General features: G+C 75.0%; 15 protein-coding genes and 1 pseudogene. 12 read left to right on the forward strand and 4 right to left on the reverse strand.

Features of this window, described 5'->3' with window-relative positions:
- Window positions 1–254 precede the first annotated feature (254 nt).
- The 3 genes from AB0C04_RS11915 (at window position 255) to AB0C04_RS11925 (ending at window position 3,882) form a co-directional block, all read left to right on the forward strand.
- On the forward strand, window positions 255–1,067 hold the full coding sequence (locus AB0C04_RS11915; RefSeq protein WP_357052032.1) for a single-stranded DNA-binding protein: 813 nt from the start codon (window positions 255–257) through the stop codon (window positions 1,065–1,067).
- 131 nt (window positions 1,068–1,198) lie between these two features.
- Entirely contained in the window at window positions 1,199–2,344 is a 1,146-nt protein-coding gene (locus tag AB0C04_RS11920) for a cobalamin biosynthesis protein (RefSeq protein WP_357052035.1), read from the forward strand.
- Window positions 2,341–3,882: a cobyric acid synthase gene (locus AB0C04_RS11925; protein ID WP_357052037.1), complete on the forward strand. Its 1,542-nt coding sequence runs from the start codon at window positions 2,341–2,343 to the stop codon at window positions 3,880–3,882. Before AB0C04_RS11920 ends, AB0C04_RS11925 begins: the two co-directional genes overlap by 4 nt.
- Window positions 3,883–4,195: 313 nt before the next feature.
- Here AB0C04_RS11925 and AB0C04_RS11930 read toward each other — a convergent pair whose 3' ends face one another.
- Together AB0C04_RS11930 and AB0C04_RS11935 are read right to left on the reverse strand one after the other, a co-directional pair.
- Window positions 4,196–4,597, reverse strand: coding sequence for a rhodanese-like domain-containing protein (locus AB0C04_RS11930; RefSeq protein ID WP_357052267.1), 402 nt, complete (start codon window positions 4,595–4,597; stop codon window positions 4,196–4,198).
- A 166-nt stretch (window positions 4,598–4,763) separates the two neighbouring features.
- Entirely contained in the window at window positions 4,764–5,543 is a 780-nt protein-coding gene (locus AB0C04_RS11935; protein ID WP_357052040.1) for an alpha/beta hydrolase, read from the reverse strand.
- Between the two features lie 55 nt (window positions 5,544–5,598).
- Here AB0C04_RS11935 and AB0C04_RS11940 point away from each other — a divergent pair, with 55 nt between their 5' ends.
- The 5 genes and pseudogenes from AB0C04_RS11940 (at window position 5,599) to AB0C04_RS11960 (ending at window position 10,164) form a co-directional block, all read left to right on the forward strand.
- Complete coding sequence (locus tag AB0C04_RS11940) at window positions 5,599–6,129, forward strand: PadR family transcriptional regulator (RefSeq protein WP_357052043.1); 531 nt, start codon at window positions 5,599–5,601, stop codon at window positions 6,127–6,129.
- A 98-nt stretch (window positions 6,130–6,227) separates the two neighbouring features.
- A pseudogene (locus AB0C04_RS11945) lies at window positions 6,228–6,884 on the forward strand (hypothetical protein); the annotation flags it as partial.
- On the forward strand, window positions 6,874–8,226 hold the full coding sequence (locus AB0C04_RS11950) for a dipeptidase (RefSeq protein ID WP_357052270.1): 1,353 nt from the start codon (window positions 6,874–6,876) through the stop codon (window positions 8,224–8,226). The pseudogene AB0C04_RS11945 and the gene AB0C04_RS11950, both read left to right, overlap by 11 nt.
- A 77-nt stretch (window positions 8,227–8,303) precedes the next feature.
- A complete protein-coding gene (locus AB0C04_RS11955; protein ID WP_350872026.1) occupies window positions 8,304–8,510 on the forward strand; it encodes a hypothetical protein in 207 nt (68 codons plus the stop codon).
- Between the two features lie 70 nt (window positions 8,511–8,580).
- Window positions 8,581–10,164, forward strand: a complete 1,584-nt coding sequence (locus tag AB0C04_RS11960; RefSeq protein ID WP_357052047.1) for an ATP-dependent DNA ligase — start codon at window positions 8,581–8,583, stop codon at window positions 10,162–10,164.
- A 63-nt stretch (window positions 10,165–10,227) separates the two neighbouring features.
- On the opposite strand, the gene AB0C04_RS11965 is transcribed toward AB0C04_RS11960, so the two are convergent.
- Window positions 10,228–11,052 carry an SURF1 family protein gene (locus AB0C04_RS11965; RefSeq protein ID WP_357052050.1) on the reverse strand — a complete coding sequence of 275 codons (825 nt, stop codon included), beginning with the start codon at window positions 11,050–11,052 and terminating at the stop codon, window positions 10,228–10,230.
- Between the two features lie 165 nt (window positions 11,053–11,217).
- Here AB0C04_RS11965 and AB0C04_RS11970 point away from each other — a divergent pair, with 165 nt between their 5' ends.
- Window positions 11,218–12,621: a cobyrinate a,c-diamide synthase gene (locus AB0C04_RS11970; RefSeq protein WP_357052053.1), complete on the forward strand. Its 1,404-nt coding sequence runs from the start codon at window positions 11,218–11,220 to the stop codon at window positions 12,619–12,621.
- Window positions 12,618–13,187, forward strand: a complete 570-nt coding sequence (locus AB0C04_RS11975; RefSeq protein ID WP_357052056.1) for a GNAT family protein — start codon at window positions 12,618–12,620, stop codon at window positions 13,185–13,187. Before AB0C04_RS11970 ends, AB0C04_RS11975 begins: the two co-directional genes overlap by 4 nt.
- A 106-nt stretch (window positions 13,188–13,293) precedes the next feature.
- Here AB0C04_RS11975 and AB0C04_RS11980 read toward each other — a convergent pair whose 3' ends face one another.
- Complete coding sequence (locus tag AB0C04_RS11980; RefSeq protein ID WP_357052059.1) at window positions 13,294–15,426, reverse strand: transglycosylase domain-containing protein; 2,133 nt, start codon at window positions 15,424–15,426, stop codon at window positions 13,294–13,296.
- A 132-nt stretch (window positions 15,427–15,558) separates the two neighbouring features.
- On the opposite strand from AB0C04_RS11980, the gene cobC reads away from it, so the two are divergent.
- Complete coding sequence (gene cobC, locus AB0C04_RS11985; RefSeq protein ID WP_357052062.1) at window positions 15,559–16,698, forward strand: Rv2231c family pyridoxal phosphate-dependent protein CobC; 1,140 nt, start codon at window positions 15,559–15,561, stop codon at window positions 16,696–16,698.
- Entirely contained in the window at window positions 16,698–17,822 is a 1,125-nt protein-coding gene (gene cobT, locus AB0C04_RS11990; protein WP_357052272.1) for a nicotinate-nucleotide--dimethylbenzimidazole phosphoribosyltransferase, read from the forward strand. Before cobC ends, cobT begins: the two co-directional genes overlap by 1 nt.
- The last annotated feature ends 32 nt before the right edge of the window (window positions 17,823–17,854 follow it).

Here is a 17,854-nt window from a genome sequence, read left to right on the forward strand (position 1 = left end):
GGGCCGGTGGTGGTCGTCATCATGGGCGGTGCCCCCCTTGCTCGGTGTTGCGGTTGATCAAATCCATACCCAGTCGCCGCGGATCTGGAACCGCCACCGCGGACCTAGCAGATGTGAGCTTGATCAGGGCGTTCTCCACAGGTGGCCGCGTCGTCCACAGGCCGGCGGGCGACGGTGGCGCGCGGCCGCCGGGGCGGGCCAGGCTCGGCCCGAGTCGACTCGCGATGGCAAGCCCCGGATCCCCTGGAGGGACGATGTTCGACACCTACGTCACGATCGTGGGCAACGTGCTGACCACGCCCGAGTGGCGACGCACCACCCAGAGCAACACCCTGGTGGCCAACTTCAAGGTCGCCTCGACCGCCCGCCGGCTCGACCGCGACAGCGGCCGATGGGTCGACGGCAACAGCCTGCGGGTCCGCGTGAACTGCTGGCGGAAGCTCGCCGAGGGGGTGGCCGCCTCGGTGATGGTCGGCGACCCGGTGGTGGTCTGCGGCCGGCTCTACACCCGGGACTGGACCGACGACGCCGGCAACCACCGCACCCTCTACGAGCTGGAGGCGGTGGCCGTCGGCCACGACCTGTCCCGCGGTCGGGCCCGGTTCCTGCGCAACCGCCCGAGCATGACGACCAGCACCGTCGAGGACGCCGAGGCGGAGAGCCGGGTGCACGGCGAGCCGACCGAGCCGGTGCCGCACGGGCAGGCCCCGGCGCTGCCCGACGCCCGTCCGCTCGACGACGACTTCGAGCTGCCGGACTTCGGCGCCGCTCGTGTCGGCCACGACCCGGTCGCCCGGGCCAGCCTCGACGAGCCGGTCGGCTTCGCCGGCCTGGACGGCGACGAGGACCCGTTCGCCCGTACGGCGGGGGACCGGGCGGCCGTGGGGGAGGAGCGGCCGACCGACGGTGACGACCTGGCGGGCGGCACCGACGAGTTGGGGCCGCTGCCCGGCGAACCCGAGGGCGGGGACGGCGAGTTGGACCCGGAGCCCGACGAGTCCCCGGTGGGCGCCGCGACGGGCGGGCGTGGCCGCCGAGGCCGAGGGCGGGTACCGCAGCCGGTGTGACCGGCCCGGCGACCGGCGCGACGGGGGTGGGGTGGCGACGGCACGCCGACGTCACCCCGCGTGCCGGCGGGGTGCGGCCGGGCTGGTCCCGCAGGTACCTCGTCTAGGCTGGCCGGCCGGAGGTGGTGCGCGTGCGGCAGGCGGCGCCGGTGGCGAACGCGGCGGGACTCGTGGCGGGGTACGCGCTGGACAGGCTGCTCGGCGACCCGCGTCGCTGGCACCCGGTGGCCGGCTTCGGTCAGGTCGCCGGCGACCTGGAACGGCGGATGTACCGGCCGGACCGATCGGCCGGTGCCGCGTTCACCGCGCTGGCTGTCGGCGTGCCGGTGCTGCTCGGCGCGGCCGCCACCGTGGCGACCCGACGTCGCCCGCTCGCCCGGGCGGCGCTGGTCGCGGCCGGGACCTGGACGGTGCTGGGCGGCCGGACGCTGCGCCACGAGGCCGAGGTGATGGGCCAGGCGCTGCGCGCCGGCGACCTGCCGGCCGCGCGGCAGCGCCTCGGCCACCTCTGCGGGCGGGACCCGTCGACCCTGGACGAGCCGGAACTGGCCCGAGCCACCGTCGAGTCGGTCGCCGAGAACACCTCCGACGCGGTGGTCGCTCCGCTGCTCTGGGGCGCGGTGGGCGGCCTGCCCGGCCTGCTCGGCTACCGGGCGGCGAACACCCTCGACGCGATGGTCGGGCACCGCTCGCCGCGCTACGCCCGGTTCGGCACCCCGGCCGCCCGCCTGGACGACCTGCTCAACCTGGTGCCGGCCCGGCTGACCGGGCTGCTGACCGTCGCGCTGGCGCCGGTCGCGCACGGCGACCGGGACCGTGCCTGGCGGGTGTGGCGGCGCGACCGCAACGACCACCCGAGCCCGAACGCCGGCCAGTGCGAGGCGGCGATGGCCGGCGCGCTCGGCGTCCGGCTCGGTGGGCGCAACGTCTACTTCGGGCGGTCCGAGGTGCGGCCGTTCCTCGGCGACGGCCCCCGTCCGCAGGCCCGGCACCTGAAGCGGGCAGCCCGCCTCTCCGGGGCGGTCGGATTGGCCGCCCTGGCCGTGGCGGCCAGCTATCCGCTGACCGCCGGGCGCCTGGTGAACGCCGTCGGCCGCCGGGTCGCGGCAGCCTCGGGCGGGGCCCGGAGCGCGGCCGTTCGCGGCGGTGTCCGGGGTTTCCGGGGTGTGCTGGGTTCCGGCGGTGCCCGGGGCGTGCTGGGTTCCGGCGGTGCCCGGGGCGCGCTGGTCACGGACGGGGTCCGGGCGGCGGCGGTCGGGCGAGGGCGGAACCGGTGAGCGGCGGGCTGTTGGTCGCCGGCACCACGTCTGACGCCGGTAAGAGCGTGCTCACCGCCGGCATCTGTCGCTGGCTGCACCGGCAGGGCGTGAAGGTCGCCCCGTTCAAGGCACAGAACATGTCGAACAACTCGGCGGTGGTTGTCGGGCCGGACGGGCGCGGCGGCGAGATCGGCCGAGCGCAGGCGATGCAGGCCGCCGCCTGCGGGCTCGCTCCCGACCTGCGCTTCAACCCGGTGCTGCTCAAGCCCGGCAGTGATCTGGCCAGCCAGGTGGTGCTGCTCGGCGAGGCGGTCGACACCGTCACCGCCGGCAACTTCCGCGAGCTGCGGCCCCGGCTGGCGCAGACCGCGTACGCGGCGCTGGCCGACCTGCGGGCGACGTACGACGTGGTGATCTGCGAGGGCGCCGGCAGCCCGGCCGAGATCAACCTGCGGGCCGGCGACTACGTGAACATGGGGTTGGCCCGGCACGCCGGGCTGCCCGCCATCGTGGTCGGCGACATCGACCGCGGCGGTGTCTTCGCGTCGATGTTCGGCACGGTGGCGCTGCTCGACCCGGCCGACCAGGCGCTGATCGCCGGCTTCGTGATCAACAAGTTCCGCGGCGACCTCGGCCTGCTCCGGCCCGGGCTGGACATGCTGCACCAGGTCACCGGCCGGCCGACGTACGGGGTGCTGCCCTGGGCGTTGGATCTCTGGCTCGACGCCGAGGACTCGCTCGCCTACGGGCGGGTGCTCGGCCGCCCGGCCGCCCCGCGCGGCGCCGAGTGGTTGGACGTCGCGGTGGTCCGGCTGCCCCGGATCAGCAACGCCACCGACGTCGAGGCGCTCGCCACCGAGCCCGGGGTCCGGGTGCGGCTCACCGTCGAGCCGGCCGAACTGGCCGCCGCCGACCTGGTCGTCCTGCCCGGGTCCAAGTCGACCGTGGCCGACCTCGCCTGGCTGCGGGAGACCGGCCTCGCCGACGCGGTCACCGCCCACGTCGCGGCCGGCAAGCCGCTGCTCGGCATCTGCGGCGGCTTTCAGATGCTCGCCCGGGCGATCCACGACCCGGTGGAGAGCCGGCAGGGCAGCGTCCCCGGCCTGGGCCTGCTGCCCATCGAGATCACCTTCGATCCGCGCAAGACCGTCCGGCAGTCGGTGGGCAGCATCGGCGGCGACGTGCCGGTCCGCGGCTACGAGATCCACCACGGGTACGTCTCGTCGGCCGATCCGGAGCTGACCCCGCTGCTTCGCAACGCGGACGGCAGCGGTGAGGGCGCGGTGCTCGGCGCGGTGCACGGCACGCACTGGCACGGGGCGTTCGAGTCCGACAGGTTCCGCCGGCGGTTCCTCACCGAGGCAGCCCGGCTGGCGGGCCGGCACGGCTTCCGGGTCGCGCCCGACACCGTCTTCGCGGCCGCCCGCGAACGCTCCCTCGACCTGCTCGGCGACCTGGTCGAGGAGCACCTGGACACCGACGCCCTCTGGCGCCTCATCGAAACCGGCCCGCCCCCCGGCCTTCCCTTCATCCCCCCGGGCGCCCCACACCCCTGACCGCGCCCCACGAGCACGGCCCGCGCCCCACGAGCACGGCCCGCGCCCCACGAGCACGGCCCGCGCCCCACGAGCACGGCCCGCGCCCCACGAGCACGGCCCGCGCCCGCCGGGCACAGTCCGCGCTCGCCGGGCCCGGTCGATCATGCAGTTGTGGTGGTGGACGAAAGCCGCGACTGCGGACAAAGCTGGCACCAGGAGTGCATGATCGGCGCGCGCGGGCGGGCGGGCGGGCGGGCGGGGGCGGGCCGGGCGGGACGGGACGGGACGCGGGCGGAACCGGGGTGCGGGGCGCCAGGGGGCGGGGCTTGGGTCAGGGGCGGACGTCGGCGGGGTGGTCGGCTAGGGGCAGGCCGGCGGCCACCCAGGCCTCGACCCCGCCGATCATGTCAGTTGCCCGGCGCAGCCCCAGTGTCTGCAGGCTCGCGGCGGCGAGGCTCGAGCTGTAGCCGTGCTGGCACGCCACCACGATCTCCCGGTCGTACCCGGTGGCCTCGGGGATGCGCCAGCTGCTGGCCGGGTCGAGGCGCCACTCCAGCACCGTGCGTTCGATGACGATCGCGCCCGGCAGGTCGCCGTGTTCCCGGCGCTGTCGATCGGTACGGGTGTCGACCAGCAACGCGCCGCCGCGCACCGCCTCGACGGTTTCCTGCGGGGACAACCGGCGCAGCCCGGACCGGGCCTGCTCCAGCAGGGCCTCGACACCGGGGCTCATCACGTCACGCAGCACCTCCCGATCATGCCCAGCCGGCCGCCGGCCCGGCGGGCAAACGGATGCGTGCCCGCCGGTGGGGGACGCGAATCCCCCGGACGTGATCGGCGGCTCCGGCTGGGCGCCCCTGACGAGGGCGTCGACGCGCCCAGTTGGTCAACCGTGCCGGTCAGCCGACCGGCTGGGCGGCGACCGCGAGGGCGGCGACGACGGCCCGGGTGAACGCCTCGGGGGCGTCCAGCATCACGTTGTGACCGGCGTCGGGGACGGTGACCACGGTGACTCCGGCGGCGGTCAGGTCGTCCGCGCCAACCACGGGACCGCTCCGCCCGCCCTGCACGAACGTCCGCGGCATCGGCAGGCGCTCCAGCATGTGCCGCATGGTGGGCCGACTTCCCGCCATCAGCCCCAGCGCGGTGCGGTGCAGCGCTACCGGATCGGCGAGCCGCATGGTGGCCGCCCAGTGTGGTCCGACCCGGTCGAGGGTCCGGGCGTGACCGGTGGAGAGGAACTCGTCCTCGGCGTAGCTGGCGACGCCGCTGCTGCCGGCGGTCGGCGGAGGATTCGGGTCCAGGGTGGCCTCGACCAGCACCAGCCTGCGGACCAGGTCGGGCCGGTGGTGGGCGAGCACGATGGCCACCGCGCCGCCCATGCTGTGCGCGATCACGTCCGCGGCCCGGACGCCGGCCGCGTCGAGCGCCCGGGCGAGCGCCGTCGCGTGTTCGTCGAGTGTGTAGCCGAACGCCGCCGGCCGGTCGCTGAGGCCGAAGCCCAGCAGGTCCACGAAGAGCGACCGGTGGCCGGCCAGCTCCGGCCGGGTGGCCACGGGAACGAAGTACGGCGCCGACATCGCCCCGAGCCCGTGCACGTAAACCCGGGCCGGCTCGCTGCCGGAGGTCTCCACCCATCGCATCTGGGCCCCGTCCGGGCCCACCGTCGCTGTCTGCATGCCGGAGACAATACATCCGTCCCGAGGTATATCGTCAAGAGGGCATAATGGTGGCGTGCTCGAACTCGCCATCCTCGGTTTCCTGGCCGACCAGCCGCTGCACGGCTACCACCTGAAACGGCGGATCGCCCAGCTCACCGGGCACATCCGGCCGATCGCCGACGGCACGCTCTATCCCGCGGTCAAGCGGTTGGAGCGCGCCGGCCTCCTGACCCGCCGTGCCGAGCCGGGCACCCGAGCGGCGCCCCGACAGATGCTGGTCCTGACCGACCAGGGCCGGGCTGAGTTGAACCGCCGGCTGCGCGAACCGGACGAGCTGGAGATCAGCGACGAGAACCGCTGGTTCGTCCTGCTCGCGTTCCTCCGCCACCTCGACGAGCCGGCCGCCCGAGACCACGTGCTCCGCCGCCGGCTGGCCTTCCTCCGCACCCCGAGCAGCTTCTTCTACGACGGCGACCGCCCCGTGCGGGCCGAGGAGCTGACCGACCCCTACCGTCGCGGGCTGCTCACCATCGCCCGAGCCACCAGCCGGGCGGAACTGGCCTGGCTCGGCGAGATGCTGGGCGAACCGGTGGAGCCGGCGTGACACCGGAAACCGCCCGGCCGGATCCGACCGCCGGGTCGGCGGGCGATCTCGCCGGGGAGACCGCCGCGCCGGTCGCGGTCGTCGAGCCGTACGCCGAGTTGGCCGGGCGGGTGCTTGCCGGGCCGGCCCGGTTGGGGCGTACCCGACTGGTCGCGGTCGACGGGCCGAGCGGCGCGGGCAAGAGCCGGTTCGCGGCACACCTCGCGGACGCCCTCGCCCTGCTCGGCGGCGACCGTCCGCCGGTGCTGCACACCGACGACCTGCTCGACGGCTGGGACGACCAGCTCACCTTCTGGTCCCGGCTGGAGGAGTCGGTGCTGGCCCCGCTGCGCGCCGGGCGGCCCGGGGCCTACCGCCGGTACAGCTGGGTGCGGCGGCGCTTCCTGCCGGACGCGGTGCCGGTGCCGGCCGGCCCGGTGCTCGTCGTCGAGGGGGTGAGCGCGGCCCGGGCGGCGGCCCGACCGGAGCTCACCCTGGCCGTCTTCGTCACCGCGCCGGCAGCGCTGCGGCTGGCCCGTGCGGTCGCCCGGGACGGCCCGGAGATCCTGCCCGAGCTGCGCCGCTGGCACGCCGGGGAGACGGCACACTTCGCGGCCGACGGTACGGCGGAGCACGCCCACCTGGTGGTCGACGGCGCGCCGGGGCTGCCGCACGACCGCACCCGCTACTACGTGCGCATCCGCTGACCGGGCCGCCCCCGCCCGGTAAGGCCGGCATACGATGCCGGTCATGACCACACCGATCATGTCCGAGTCCGAGATCCGGGCCGCCGTCGAGCGGGAGCTGCCCGGGGTCCGCGCCGACCTGGAACGCCTCGTCCGCATCCCCGGCATCGCGTTCGAGGGCTTCGACCACTCGCACGTGGAGCGCTCCGCCGAGGCGGTGGCCGAGTTGCTGCGCGGTTGCGGGTTGGACGTCACGATCGTGCGCTCCGGCGGGCAGCCGGCGGTGATCGGTACGCGGGCGGCCCCGCCCGGGGCGCCGACGGTGCTGCTCTACGCCCACCACGACGTCCAGCCGGTGGGCGACCTGTCGCTGTGGGAGTCCGACCCGTTCGAGCCGGTGGAGCGGGACGGTCGGCTCTACGGCCGGGGCGCGGCCGACGACAAGGCCGGCATCATGGCGCACGTGGCGGCGCTGCGTGCCTTCGGCGACCAGCTGCCGGTCGGCGTGGTCCTGTTCATCGAGGGCGAGGAGGAGTACGGCTCCGACTCGCTGGAGCGGCTACTCGACGAGCACCGCGACCAGATCGCCTCGGACGTCATCGTGATCGCCGACTCCGGCAACTGGGACATCGGCGTTCCGGCGCTGACCACCTCGCTGCGCGGCATCGTGAACTGCTTCGTCGAGGTCCGCACGCTGGACCACGCGGTGCACAGCGGGATGTTCGGCGGCGCCGTCCCGGACGCGTTGACCACGCTGGTCCGGCTGCTCGCCACCCTGCACACCGACGCCGGTGACGTCGCGGTCGAGGGCCTGGTGGGCCGGGAGGGCGCCACCGTCGACTACCCGGAGGAGCGGGTCCGCGTCGAGGCCGGGCTGGCCGACGGGGTCTCCTTCATCGGCACCGGCCGGATCACCGACCGGCTCTGGACCAAGCCCGCCCTGGCCGTGCTCGGCATCGACGCCCCGGCCACCGGCGAGGCGCCGAACGCGCTGGTCCCCGCCGCGAAGGCCAAGCTCAGCATCCGTCTCGCCCCGGGCGACGACCCGAAGCGGGCGTACGAGGCGCTCCGCGGCCACCTGGAGAAGCACGCGCCGTGGGGCGCCCAGGTCACGGTCACCTTCGAGCACGACGGCGACCCCTGCGTCATCGACGCGTCCGGGCCGATGTTCGACGCCGCCCGCTCGGCCTTCCGGACCGCCTGGGACGGCACCGACCCGGTCGACATCGGCGTGGGCGGCTCGATCCCGTTCATCGCCACCTTCCAGGAGATGTTCCCGCAGGCCGCGATCCTGGTGACCGGGGTGGAGGACCCGCACGCCCGGGCGCACGGGCCGAACGAGAGCCTGCACCTGGGCGAGTTCGCCCGGGTCTGCCTGGCCGAGGCGCTGCTGCTGGGCAACGTGGCCGCGGCGGGCACGGACCGGAGTTAGGTGTCGGAACCGTAACGTCCCGGTCGATTTGGGAGTTTGCGGCGTGTCGCATCCTGAGCTGATATAGGGTTTCGAACATGAGTACGAACGAGGTGATGGCCCGGTTGCAGGCCGCCGTCAGCGCTCTGGGGGACGTAGACGTCTCCGCGTGGCCCGAGGACACGCTCAAGGAACAGCTTGGTGAGCTCTCCGCCGCGCTGGTCACGCTCGACTCGCTGCTCAGCCGGGTGGCCGACGAGGTTCGCGGCCGCGGGCTGCGGATCGAGGAGCCGGTCTCGGCCTGAGCCGGGCCACGCCGTTCGCCGGGCACGGCAATGCCCGGGTGGTGTCGGAGGTGGCTGGCAGGATGAACCCGTGCGGTTCCTCGATCTGGCAGCCACCTCTGCCGCCGTGGCGGCCACCAGCGGCCGACGGGCCAAGGTGGAGCTGCTGGCCGGCGCGCTGCGGGCGCTCGACCCGGCCGAAGTGCCGGCCGGCGCCGGCTGGCTCGCCGGCGAGCTGCGCCAGCGGCAGACCGGGGTCGGCTATGCGAGCCTGCGCGACCTGCCACCGCCGGCCGCCGAGCCGACGCTGACCGTGGCCGCCGTCGACGCGGCGATCGACGAGATCGCCGCGGTGCACGGCGCGGGCTCCCAGGGCCGCCGCAGGGCCCTGCTCGGCGCGCTCTACGCCGCCGCCACGGGCGACGAGCAGCGGCTGCTGACCGGCCTGTTCAGCGGCGAGCTGCGCCAGGGCGCGCAGGCCGGGCTGCTGGCCGACGCGATCGCCCGGGCGGCCGACGTGCCGGCGACGGCCGTCCGCCGGTCCCTGCTGCTCGCCGGCGACCTGCGGGCGGTCGCGGTGGCCGCGCTCGACGGCGGCGCGGCCGCGCTGGCCGGGTTCGGTCTGCGGGTGGGGCGTCCGCTCGCCCCGATGCTGGCGCAGAGCGCGCCCTCGGTCGACGAGGCGCTCGCCGCGACCGGCACGCCCGCGGTGGTCGACGTGAAGCTCGACGGCATCCGGATCCAGGTGCACCGCTCCGGCCAGGACATCGCGGTCTTCACCCGCAGCCTCGACGAGATCACCGCCCGGGTGCCCGAAGTGGTCGCCGCGGTCCGCGCCCTGCCCGCCCGGGAGTTGGTGCTCGACGGCGAGGCGATCGGGCTCGACGAGACCGGCCGGCCGCTGCCGTTCCAGCAGACGTCGAGCCGGGCCGCCCGGCGCACCACGCCGAGCACCACCGGCCGCGCGCCGGTCGCCCCGGCGGTGCTCGCCGCCGCCGAGACCACCGGCCAGGCGGTGCTGACGCCCTACTTCTTCGACCTGCTGCACCTCGACGGCGATGATCTGATCGACCTGCCCGGCCGGGAGCGGTGGGCCGCGCTGGCCGGCGCGGTCGACGAGTCGTTGCTGGTCGGGCGGATCGAGGTCGACGGGCCGGAGCAGGCGGGGGCGGCGTTCGCCGCCGCGGTCGACGCCGGTCAGGAGGGGGTCGTGGTGAAGGCGCCGGAGGCGCCCTACGACGCCGGCCGGCGCGGCGCCGCCTGGGTCAAGGTCAAACCCCGGCACACCCTCGACCTGGTGGTGCTCGCGGTCGAGTGGGGCAGCGGCCGACGCCAGGGCTGGCTCTCCAACCTGCACCTGGGCGCCCGCGACCCGCGCACCGGCGACTTCGTCATGCTGGGAAAGACGTTCAAGGGCCTCACCGACGATCTGCTGCGCTGGCAGACCGAGCGCTTCCTCGAACTGGCCGTGGAGCGGGGCGACTGGGTCGTCCGGGTCCGCCCCGAGCAGGTCGTCGAGATCGCCTTCGACGGCGTGCAGACCAGTTCGCGCTATCCGGGCGGGGTGACGCTGCGCTTCGCCCGGGTGGTGCGCTACCGCAGCGACAAGACGGCCGCCGAGGCGGACACCATCGACGCCGTCCGGGCCATCCACGCCGGGCGGGTCACCGACTGACCGCTCAGCCGGCCCACCGACTCCAGCGGTGGGACCGCGCACCGGTTACCGGGCCGGGGCCGGTCAGGCCGGTGCGCTCGGGGTCGGCTCGGCGGCCCGGTCGAGCGGCCGGGAGTCGGTGCCGCTTTCGCGGCGGGCCTCCCGGCGGGCCGCCCAGCCGTAGCCGACGATCGTCATCCCGGCGAAGAGCCACCACTGCACGACGTAGCCGAGGTTCTGCCAGTTGTTGGCGTGCCCGACCGGCACCGCGACGAAGGTCGGGTCGGCCGCCGGGGTCTGCTCGTCGAGCAGCAGATACGCGCCGTAGACCGGGTAGGGCAGCTCGCCGGCGAGCCGGGGAACCCCGATCCGCCGAGTCTCCAGCCGGCCGTCGCGCCGGTTGACCGTGGTCGCGCCGCTCTCGGTCTCGTGCACCCGGCCGACCACCGTCACGTCACCGGACGGGGCGGCGGGCACCTGCGGCTGGGCGGTCGCCGCCCCGCCCGGTGCCGGCGGGATCCAGCCGCGGTCCACCAGTACGGCGGTGCCGTCGCTGAGCACCAGCGGGGTGAGCACCTCGAAACCGACCTTGCTGTCCGCCGTACGGCCACGGACCAGGACGGTGTTGGTCGAGTCGTAACGCCCGGTGACGGTGACCCGGGTCCAGACCTTCTCCTCGGCCGGGCCCGGTCCGGCGGTGCCGGGGCCACCGGCCGGCGCGGCCAGCGCGTCGTGCAGCGGCACCGGCGACATCCGCAAACCGGCGTCGATCCGCTCGTTGACCTCGGTACGCCCCCGGTAGCGGTCCAACTGCCAGTTGCCCAGCCACACCATCACCGCCGCCGCGACCAGGGTCAACGCGAGGATGCCCAGCCAGCGTGGGCTCAGCAGGAACCGGTACACAGCCACGAGGCTACTCGTATGACCGGGGCCACTCTCCGCGACCGGCCGCTGCGCCCACCGCGACAGTCCCCGCTGCGGCGTTTACCCGTCGGGCCGGACCGGTATCGTTCCCGGGCGGACCGCTCCCACGGTCCTCAGCCGCGTACCCCCGCCGCCGACGAGGAGTCGATGATGACCGTCGTGCCGCGCCTGGTGTTCAGCGCGCCGTCCTCCGGGCACGGCAAGAACGCGCTGGCGATCGGGCTGCTCGCCGCGCTCGCCGACCGCGAGGTCCAGGTCGCCGGGTTCAAGATCGGGCCGGACCAGGTCGACGCCGCCTACCTCGGGCTCGCCGCCGGCCGGCCGGGTCGGACCCTCGACCCCCGGCTGGCCGGCGCCGACCGGCTCGCCCCGCTGCTCGCGCACGGCGCCGAGGGCGCCGGGCTGGCCGTGGTGCAGGGCAGCATGGGCCTCTACGACAGCGTCACCGGTCGCCCGGACCAGGACTCGACGGCGGCGGTGGCCGCCGCGCTGCGCAGCCCGGTGGTGCTCGCCGTTGACGTCGCCGCGATGGGCCAGTCGGCGGCCGCCCTGGTGCACGGTTTCCGCTCCTTCGACGAGCAGCTCTGGCTCGGCGGGGTGATCCTCACCCGGGTCGCCTCGTCCCGCCACGAGGCGATGCTCCGCGAGGCGCTCGACGACATCAACGTGCCGGTCTACGGCGCGCTGCGCCGCCAGGACCTCCCCCCGGTGCTCCCGGCCCGGCGGCACGGCGTGGTGCCGGTGATCGGTGGCTCCGCCGAGGCGGCCCGCGCCGTGCGCCGGCTGGGCGAGGCGGTCGCCGCCACGGTCGACGTGGAGCGCCTGCTCGGGCTGGCCCGCTCCGCACCGCCGCTGCCGGCCACTCCCTGGTCGGCGCAGGACGCGCTGGGCGCCCCGGCGGCCCCGGCGGAGCGTCCGGTGGTCGCGCTGGCAGGTGGGCCGGGCGGCAGCTACAGCCCGCCGGAGACCACCGAACTGCTCCGCGCGGCCGGCGCCGAGGTGGTCACGTTCGACCCGCTGCGCGACGAGGCGTTGCCCCCGGGCACCCGCGCGCTGGTCGTCGGTGGCGCGCTGCCCGAGGCGTACGCGGAGCAGCTGTCGGCCAACCGCAAGCTCTGCATCGCGGTGGCCGAGCTGGCTCGCACCGGGCGTCCGGTGGTGGCCGAGGGGACCGGCCTGCTGTGGCTGGCCCGCGAGTTGGACGGGCTGCCGATGTGCGGCGTGCTGGACGCGGTCGGCGCCAGCCGGGACGGCCTGGTGGTCGGCTACCGGGAGGCGACGGCCCACACCGAGAGCGTGGTCGCCGCGCAGGGCACGGTGCTGGTCGGCCACAAGGAGCACCGGGCGGTGCTCACCCCGCGCGCCGGCCAGCGGCCGGCGTGGAGCTGGGCCGGCGGCACGCCGGAGGGCTTCGTCTGGCGCAACGTCCACGCGTCCCAGCTCACCCTGCACTGGGCCGGTCACCCGGAGACCGCCACCCGGGTGGTCGCGGCGGCGCTCGCCGATCCGGCTCCCGAGGCGGTGCCGGCGCAGCCCGGCGGGGTGCCGGCGTGATCGGTCAGGTCGCGGTACGCCGCTTCCCGACGTTGACCGTCTCCACCCCGCGTACGGAGGTGCGACAGCTGGTGGCGACGGACGCGACGGCGGCCGGGGCGATCATGGCCGACCGGTTGACCCGGCGCTGGCTGCCGCTCGCCGACGACTCCGGCCCGATCGACGGCCACGCCTGGTGCACCGACCTGGCCCGGCAGCGTCGTGACAGCGGCGACGGTGACCACTACGGGGTGATCCGGCGAGAGGACGCCGAGTTGGTGGGCTGTCTCTGGACCCGCCGCACCGACTGGGGCGCCCGGCTCACCGAGATCTCCTACGCGATCGCGCCGCAGGCCCGGGGCTTCGGGTTGGCCGCCGAGGCGGTCGACGCGGTGGCCATCGCGCTGATCCTGGAGCACGGTTTCCAGCGGGTCGAGCTGCGGGTGGCGCCGGGCAACACCGCGTCTCGCCGGGTGGCCGAGAAGGCCGGCTTCAGCTACGAGGGGCTGCTGCGCAACGCCGGCTACGTGCGGGGCGCCCGGGTCGACCTCGAACTCTGGTCCTTCGTAGCCGCCGACCTCCACTGACCCACCCCACCCCACCCCGGTTCGGCGTGATCAAGAGGTCTGCGTCAGGAACCGGTCGGTTCCTGACGCAGACCTCTTGATCAACCCCGCTCGGTTGGTGGGTGGGTCAGCCGACTATGGCGTCGGAGGGTGGGGTGAACTGGCGGGTGGGTTGGCCCTTGAGGCCGTCGCGGAGGGTCTCGGAGACCGCGGCGATCGGGATCTGGGACTGCCCGTCACCGACCGCGTTGAACGGGTTGTCCGGGTCGGAGATGAAGCTCGCCGCGGCCAGCTCCGGGGTGTAGCCGACGAACCAGGCGGACCGGGTGCTGTCCGTGGTACCGGTCTTGCCGGCCACCGGCCGCCCGACGGTGCCCCGGACGCTGTCCGCCGTCGACCAGCCGCCGCAGCCGCCGCGGGCCGGGGTGTCGCCGGTCGGGCAGCGGGCCGCGTCGGTGGCGGCGCGCGCCGCGTCGGCGCTGACCACCTGCCGGCAGCGCGGCTTGGCGACCTCCCGTTGGATGCCGGAGGCGGTGGCGTACGTCGTCGGCGTGCCGTCCCGGTTCATGATCGCCTGCACCGGGATCGCCTCGCAGTACCGGCCGTCGGCGGCGATCGCGGCGTACGCGTTCGCCATCTCCAGCGGCGTGGCGTCGGAGACGCCCAGGGTGAACGCTCCCCACTTCTTCACCTTCGCCGGTGAGGCCTGATCCCGGTCGACGTCGGTGCGCCAGCGAAGCCCGAGCTGCTCGGCCAGCCGGACGCCCGCCTCGGCGCCGATCTGCTCCTCCAGCCATACGAAGTAGGTGTTGACCGACTTGCCGAACCCCGACCACATGGTCTGCTGACCGCTCATCGCCCCGCTCGCGTTGGACGGCGCCCAGTTGTCGAAGACCTTCGACTGGTAGCGGTACGGGGCGTTGAACGAGGTGGAGAGGGTCATCCCCGAGTTGAGCGCGGCCAGCATCGGGAACATCTTGAACGTCGATCCGGCCTGGTAGCCCGGTAGGTCACCGCCGCCGAGCAGCGGGGCCACCGTGTTCGGGTAGTTCGCCTTGATGTTCGGCCCGGCCTCCGGGTTGGAGCTCTGCGGGTTCTCGCTCAGGTCCAGCGAGTACGTCCGGTTCACCGCCATCGCCTTCACCCGCCCGGTGCCGGGCTCGGAGACCACGATGCCGTTGGCGAACGGGCTGCCGGTGTTCTCCTTGGCGCCGACGTTCTTCTCCGCCGCGTCCTGGATCTTCGGGTCGATGCTGAGCACGATCCGGTAGCCACCGCGGCGCAGCTTGTCCATCCGTTCCAGCCGGTTCTCCCCGAACGCCGGCTGCGCGCTCCACCAGTTCTTCAGGTAGTCGCAGGCGAAGCCCCAGCTGTTGTACTTCTCCGGGATCGAGGCGCAGTCGTTCGGCGGGTCGGTCAGCTTCAGCCGGATCGGCTCCGCCTTGGCCGTCGCGGCCGCGTCCGGCGAGAGGTAGCCGAGCTGGGTCATCCGGTCCAGCACGTAGTTGCGCCGGGCGGTGGCGTCCTTCTGGTCCGACGACGCGGGGTCGTACTCGCTGGGCGACTTGACCAGCCCGGCGAGGGTGGCCGCCTCGACCGGGCTGAGGTCCTTCGGGGTCTTGGAGAAGAAGATCTCGCTGGCCGCGTAGATGCCGTACGCGCGGTGCCCGAAGTACGCGGAGTTCAGGTAGCGCTCAAGGATGTCCTCCTTGCTGAGCTCCTTCTCCAGGTCCAGCGCCATCCGCATCTCTTTGACCTTGCGCAGGCTGGTCTGCTGGGTGGCCTCCTGGACCTCCGTCGGGGTCTTCGCGCTGTCCCGCAACGCCATCCGGACGTACTGCATGGTCAGCGTGGACGCGCCCTGGGACACCCCGCTGGAGCGGGCGTTGGCGACGAAGGCCCGGGCCACGCCCTTCGGGTCCACGCCCCGGTGCTGGTAGAAGCGCGAGTCCTCGGCCGCCACGATGGCCTGCTGGATGTTCGGCGACATGTCCGACAGCTTGGTGTACTGCCGATACTCCTCGTAGAACATCGTCAGCACGGTCTTGCCGTCGGGCGCGTACAGGTAGGACGTCTCGGCGGGTAGCGCGGTGGTCAGCAGCTTGGTCTTGTGCTCCATCGCGTGCGCGGTGGCCTTCGCGCCCAGCCCGGTGAAGGCGAAGAGCGGATAGGCGACGGCGGCGATCACGATGCCGGCTATCAGCCCGGCGCGGAGGAGAGGGACGACACGACCGGCGGCAGCAAGGGGTCGGTTGCTCACAGGGTCAAGCTATGACATTTCCGATTCAGAAATGAGAAGAATTCATAAACGGACGTACGTCGAACGGGTCGTGACGCGTCCCACGCCGTGATCGGCTGTCCCGCACGCCGCCTTCCCGGCAGGATCGCGGGCATGCGTGGTCAGCCGAGCGGGGCACCGGCGCGCGCCGGTGACGAACCGGCGCGCGCGCCGACGCCCGACCGCGTCCCGGCCCCGACCCCCGCCGGCGAGCCCGACCTCGCCCACCACGGGGACGCGGAGGTGGGGGACGGCCTGGTCGACCTCGCGGTCAACGTCCGCCGCGCGCCGATGCCGCCGTGGCTGGCGGAGCCGATCGCCGCCAGCCTGACCGACCTGGCCCGCTACCCGGATCCGGCACCCGCCCGGGCCGCGGTCGCCGCCCGGCACCGCCGCGCCCCGGACGAGGTGCTGCTCACCGCCGGTGCCGCCGAGGGGTTCGTGCTGCTCGCCCAGGCACTGCGCGGGGTCCGCCGGCCGGTCGTGGTGCATCCGCAGTTCACCGAGCCCGAGGCGGCGCTCCGGGCGGCCGGCCACCGGGTGGAACGGGTGCTGCTCGACGCGGGCGACGACTTCCACCTCGACCCGGCCCGGGTGCCCGCCGACGCCGACCTGGTGATGGTCGGCAACCCGACCAATCCCACCTCGGTCCTGCACCCGGCGCGGACGCTGGCCGCGCTGGCCCGCCCGGGCCGGGTCCTGGTCGTGGACGAGGCGTTCGCCGACACCACCGTCAGCCCCGGCCACCCGGGCGAGCCGGAGTCCCTCGCCGCCCGGCGAGACCTGCCCGGCCTGCTGGTGGTGCGCAGCCTCACCAAGACCTGGGGGCTGGCCGGGCTGCGGATCGGCTACCTGCTGGGCGCACCGGAGCTGCTGGCCCGGCTCGCCGCCGTCCAGCCGCTCTGGGCGGTCTCCACGCCCGCGCTGGCAGCGGCCGCCGCCTGCGCCACGCCGGCCGCGGTCGAGGCCGAGCGCGCGATCGCCGCGCGGCTCGCCGCCGACCGCGAGCACCTGGTCGCCCGGCTCGCCGCCCTGCCGGGGGTACGCGTCGCCGGCCGCCCGGCCAGCGCGTTCGTCCTGATCCACCTGCCCGGCGCCGCCATCGTCCGGGCCGGGCTGCGCGAGCGCGGCTGGGCGGTGCGCCGGGGGGACACCTTCCCCGGCCTCGGGCCGGACTGGCTGCGGGTGGCCGTGCGCGACCCGGCCACCACCGACGAGTTCATCCGGGTACTGGGCGAGATGCTGGAGGCATGATGCTGGAGACCACGATCGCGGCGATCGGGCCGTTGGACGAGCCGGCGATGGCCGCCGCCCGGGAGCTGCACGGCCGGCTCACCAAGCCGGCCGGTTCGCTCGGCGCCCTGGAGGAGCTGTCGGTACGCCTTGCCGGCCTGGCCGGGAACTGCCCGCCGCCGCTGCCCGAGCCGGCCGCCGTGGCGATCTTCGCCGGTGACCACGGCGTGCACGCCCAGGGGGTGACGCCCTGGCCGCAGGAGGTCACCGCGCAGATGATCGGCAACTTCCTCGCCGGCGGCGCGGTGGTCAACGCGTTCGCGCGGCAGGCCGGCGCCGCGGTCACCGTGGTCGACGTCGGGGTGGCGACCCCGATCCCCGCGGCCGCTGACGACGCTGCGGCGGCCGACGCTGCGGGCGACCGCGACGCCGGAGCGTCCGGGACGCTCGACTCGCGGGCGCCCCGGCTGGTCAGCGCCAACGTCCGGCCCGGCACCCAGGACCTCGCGGTGACCGCCGCGCTCACCCGCGACGAGGCCCGCGCCGCGGTCGAGACCGGCATCCGGGTCGCGAACGACCTCGTCGCGGCGGGCGCCGGCATCCTGCTCACCGGGGACATGGGCATCGGCAACACCACCCCGGCGGCCGCGCTGATCGCCGCGTTCACCGACGCCGATCCGGCTGCGGCGACCGGCCGTGGCACCGGCGTGGACGACCCGACGTACCGGCGGAAGGTCGAGGTGGTGCGGACCGCGCTGGACCGGCACCGGCCTGACCCGGCTGACCCGCTGGGCGTGCTGGCCGCGGTCGGCGGGCTGGAGCACGCCGCACTGACCGGGCTGATCCTCGGCGCCGCCGCGCACCGGGTGCCGGTGCTGCTGGACGGGGTGATCGCGGTGTCCGCCGCGCTCGCCGCCGCGGCCTTCGCCCCGGACGCGGTCGGCGCCATGGTCGCCGGGCACCGGTCCGCCGAGCCCGGCGCCACGCTGGCGCTGCGCCGGCTCGGGCTCGTCCCGCTGATCGACCTCGGCCTGCGCCTCGGCGAGGGCACCGGGGCGCTGCTCGCATTGCCGGTGGTCACCGGCGCGGTCCGGGTGCTGCACGAGGTGGCCACCTTCGACTCGGCCGGGGTGGCCGAGAAGTGAGCGAGCGAGCCCGAGGGTTCGGCGGCGGGGCC

Source organism: Micromonospora sp. NPDC048909 (genome assembly GCF_040649635.1).
GTDB lineage: Bacteria > Actinomycetota > Actinomycetes > Mycobacteriales > Micromonosporaceae > Micromonospora.

Coding starts and splice junctions, on each gene's coding strand:
- AB0C04_RS11915 (WP_357052032.1), top strand. CDS start 255: ATGTTCGACACCTACGTCACGATCGTGGGCAACGTGCTGACCACGCCC.
- AB0C04_RS11930 (WP_357052267.1), bottom strand. CDS start 4,597: ATGAGCCCCGGTGTCGAGGCCCTGCTGGAGCAGGCCCGGTCCGGGCTG.
- AB0C04_RS11950 (WP_357052270.1), top strand. CDS start 6,874: ATGTCCGAGTCCGAGATCCGGGCCGCCGTCGAGCGGGAGCTGCCCGGG.
- cobT (WP_357052272.1), top strand. CDS start 16,698: ATGCTGGAGACCACGATCGCGGCGATCGGGCCGTTGGACGAGCCGGCG.
- AB0C04_RS11970 (WP_357052053.1), top strand. CDS start 11,218: ATGACCGTCGTGCCGCGCCTGGTGTTCAGCGCGCCGTCCTCCGGGCAC.
- cobC (WP_357052062.1), top strand. CDS start 15,559: ATGCGTGGTCAGCCGAGCGGGGCACCGGCGCGCGCCGGTGACGAACCG.
- AB0C04_RS11955 (WP_350872026.1), top strand. CDS start 8,304: ATGAGTACGAACGAGGTGATGGCCCGGTTGCAGGCCGCCGTCAGCGCT.
- AB0C04_RS11935 (WP_357052040.1), bottom strand. CDS start 5,543: ATGCAGACAGCGACGGTGGGCCCGGACGGGGCCCAGATGCGATGGGTG.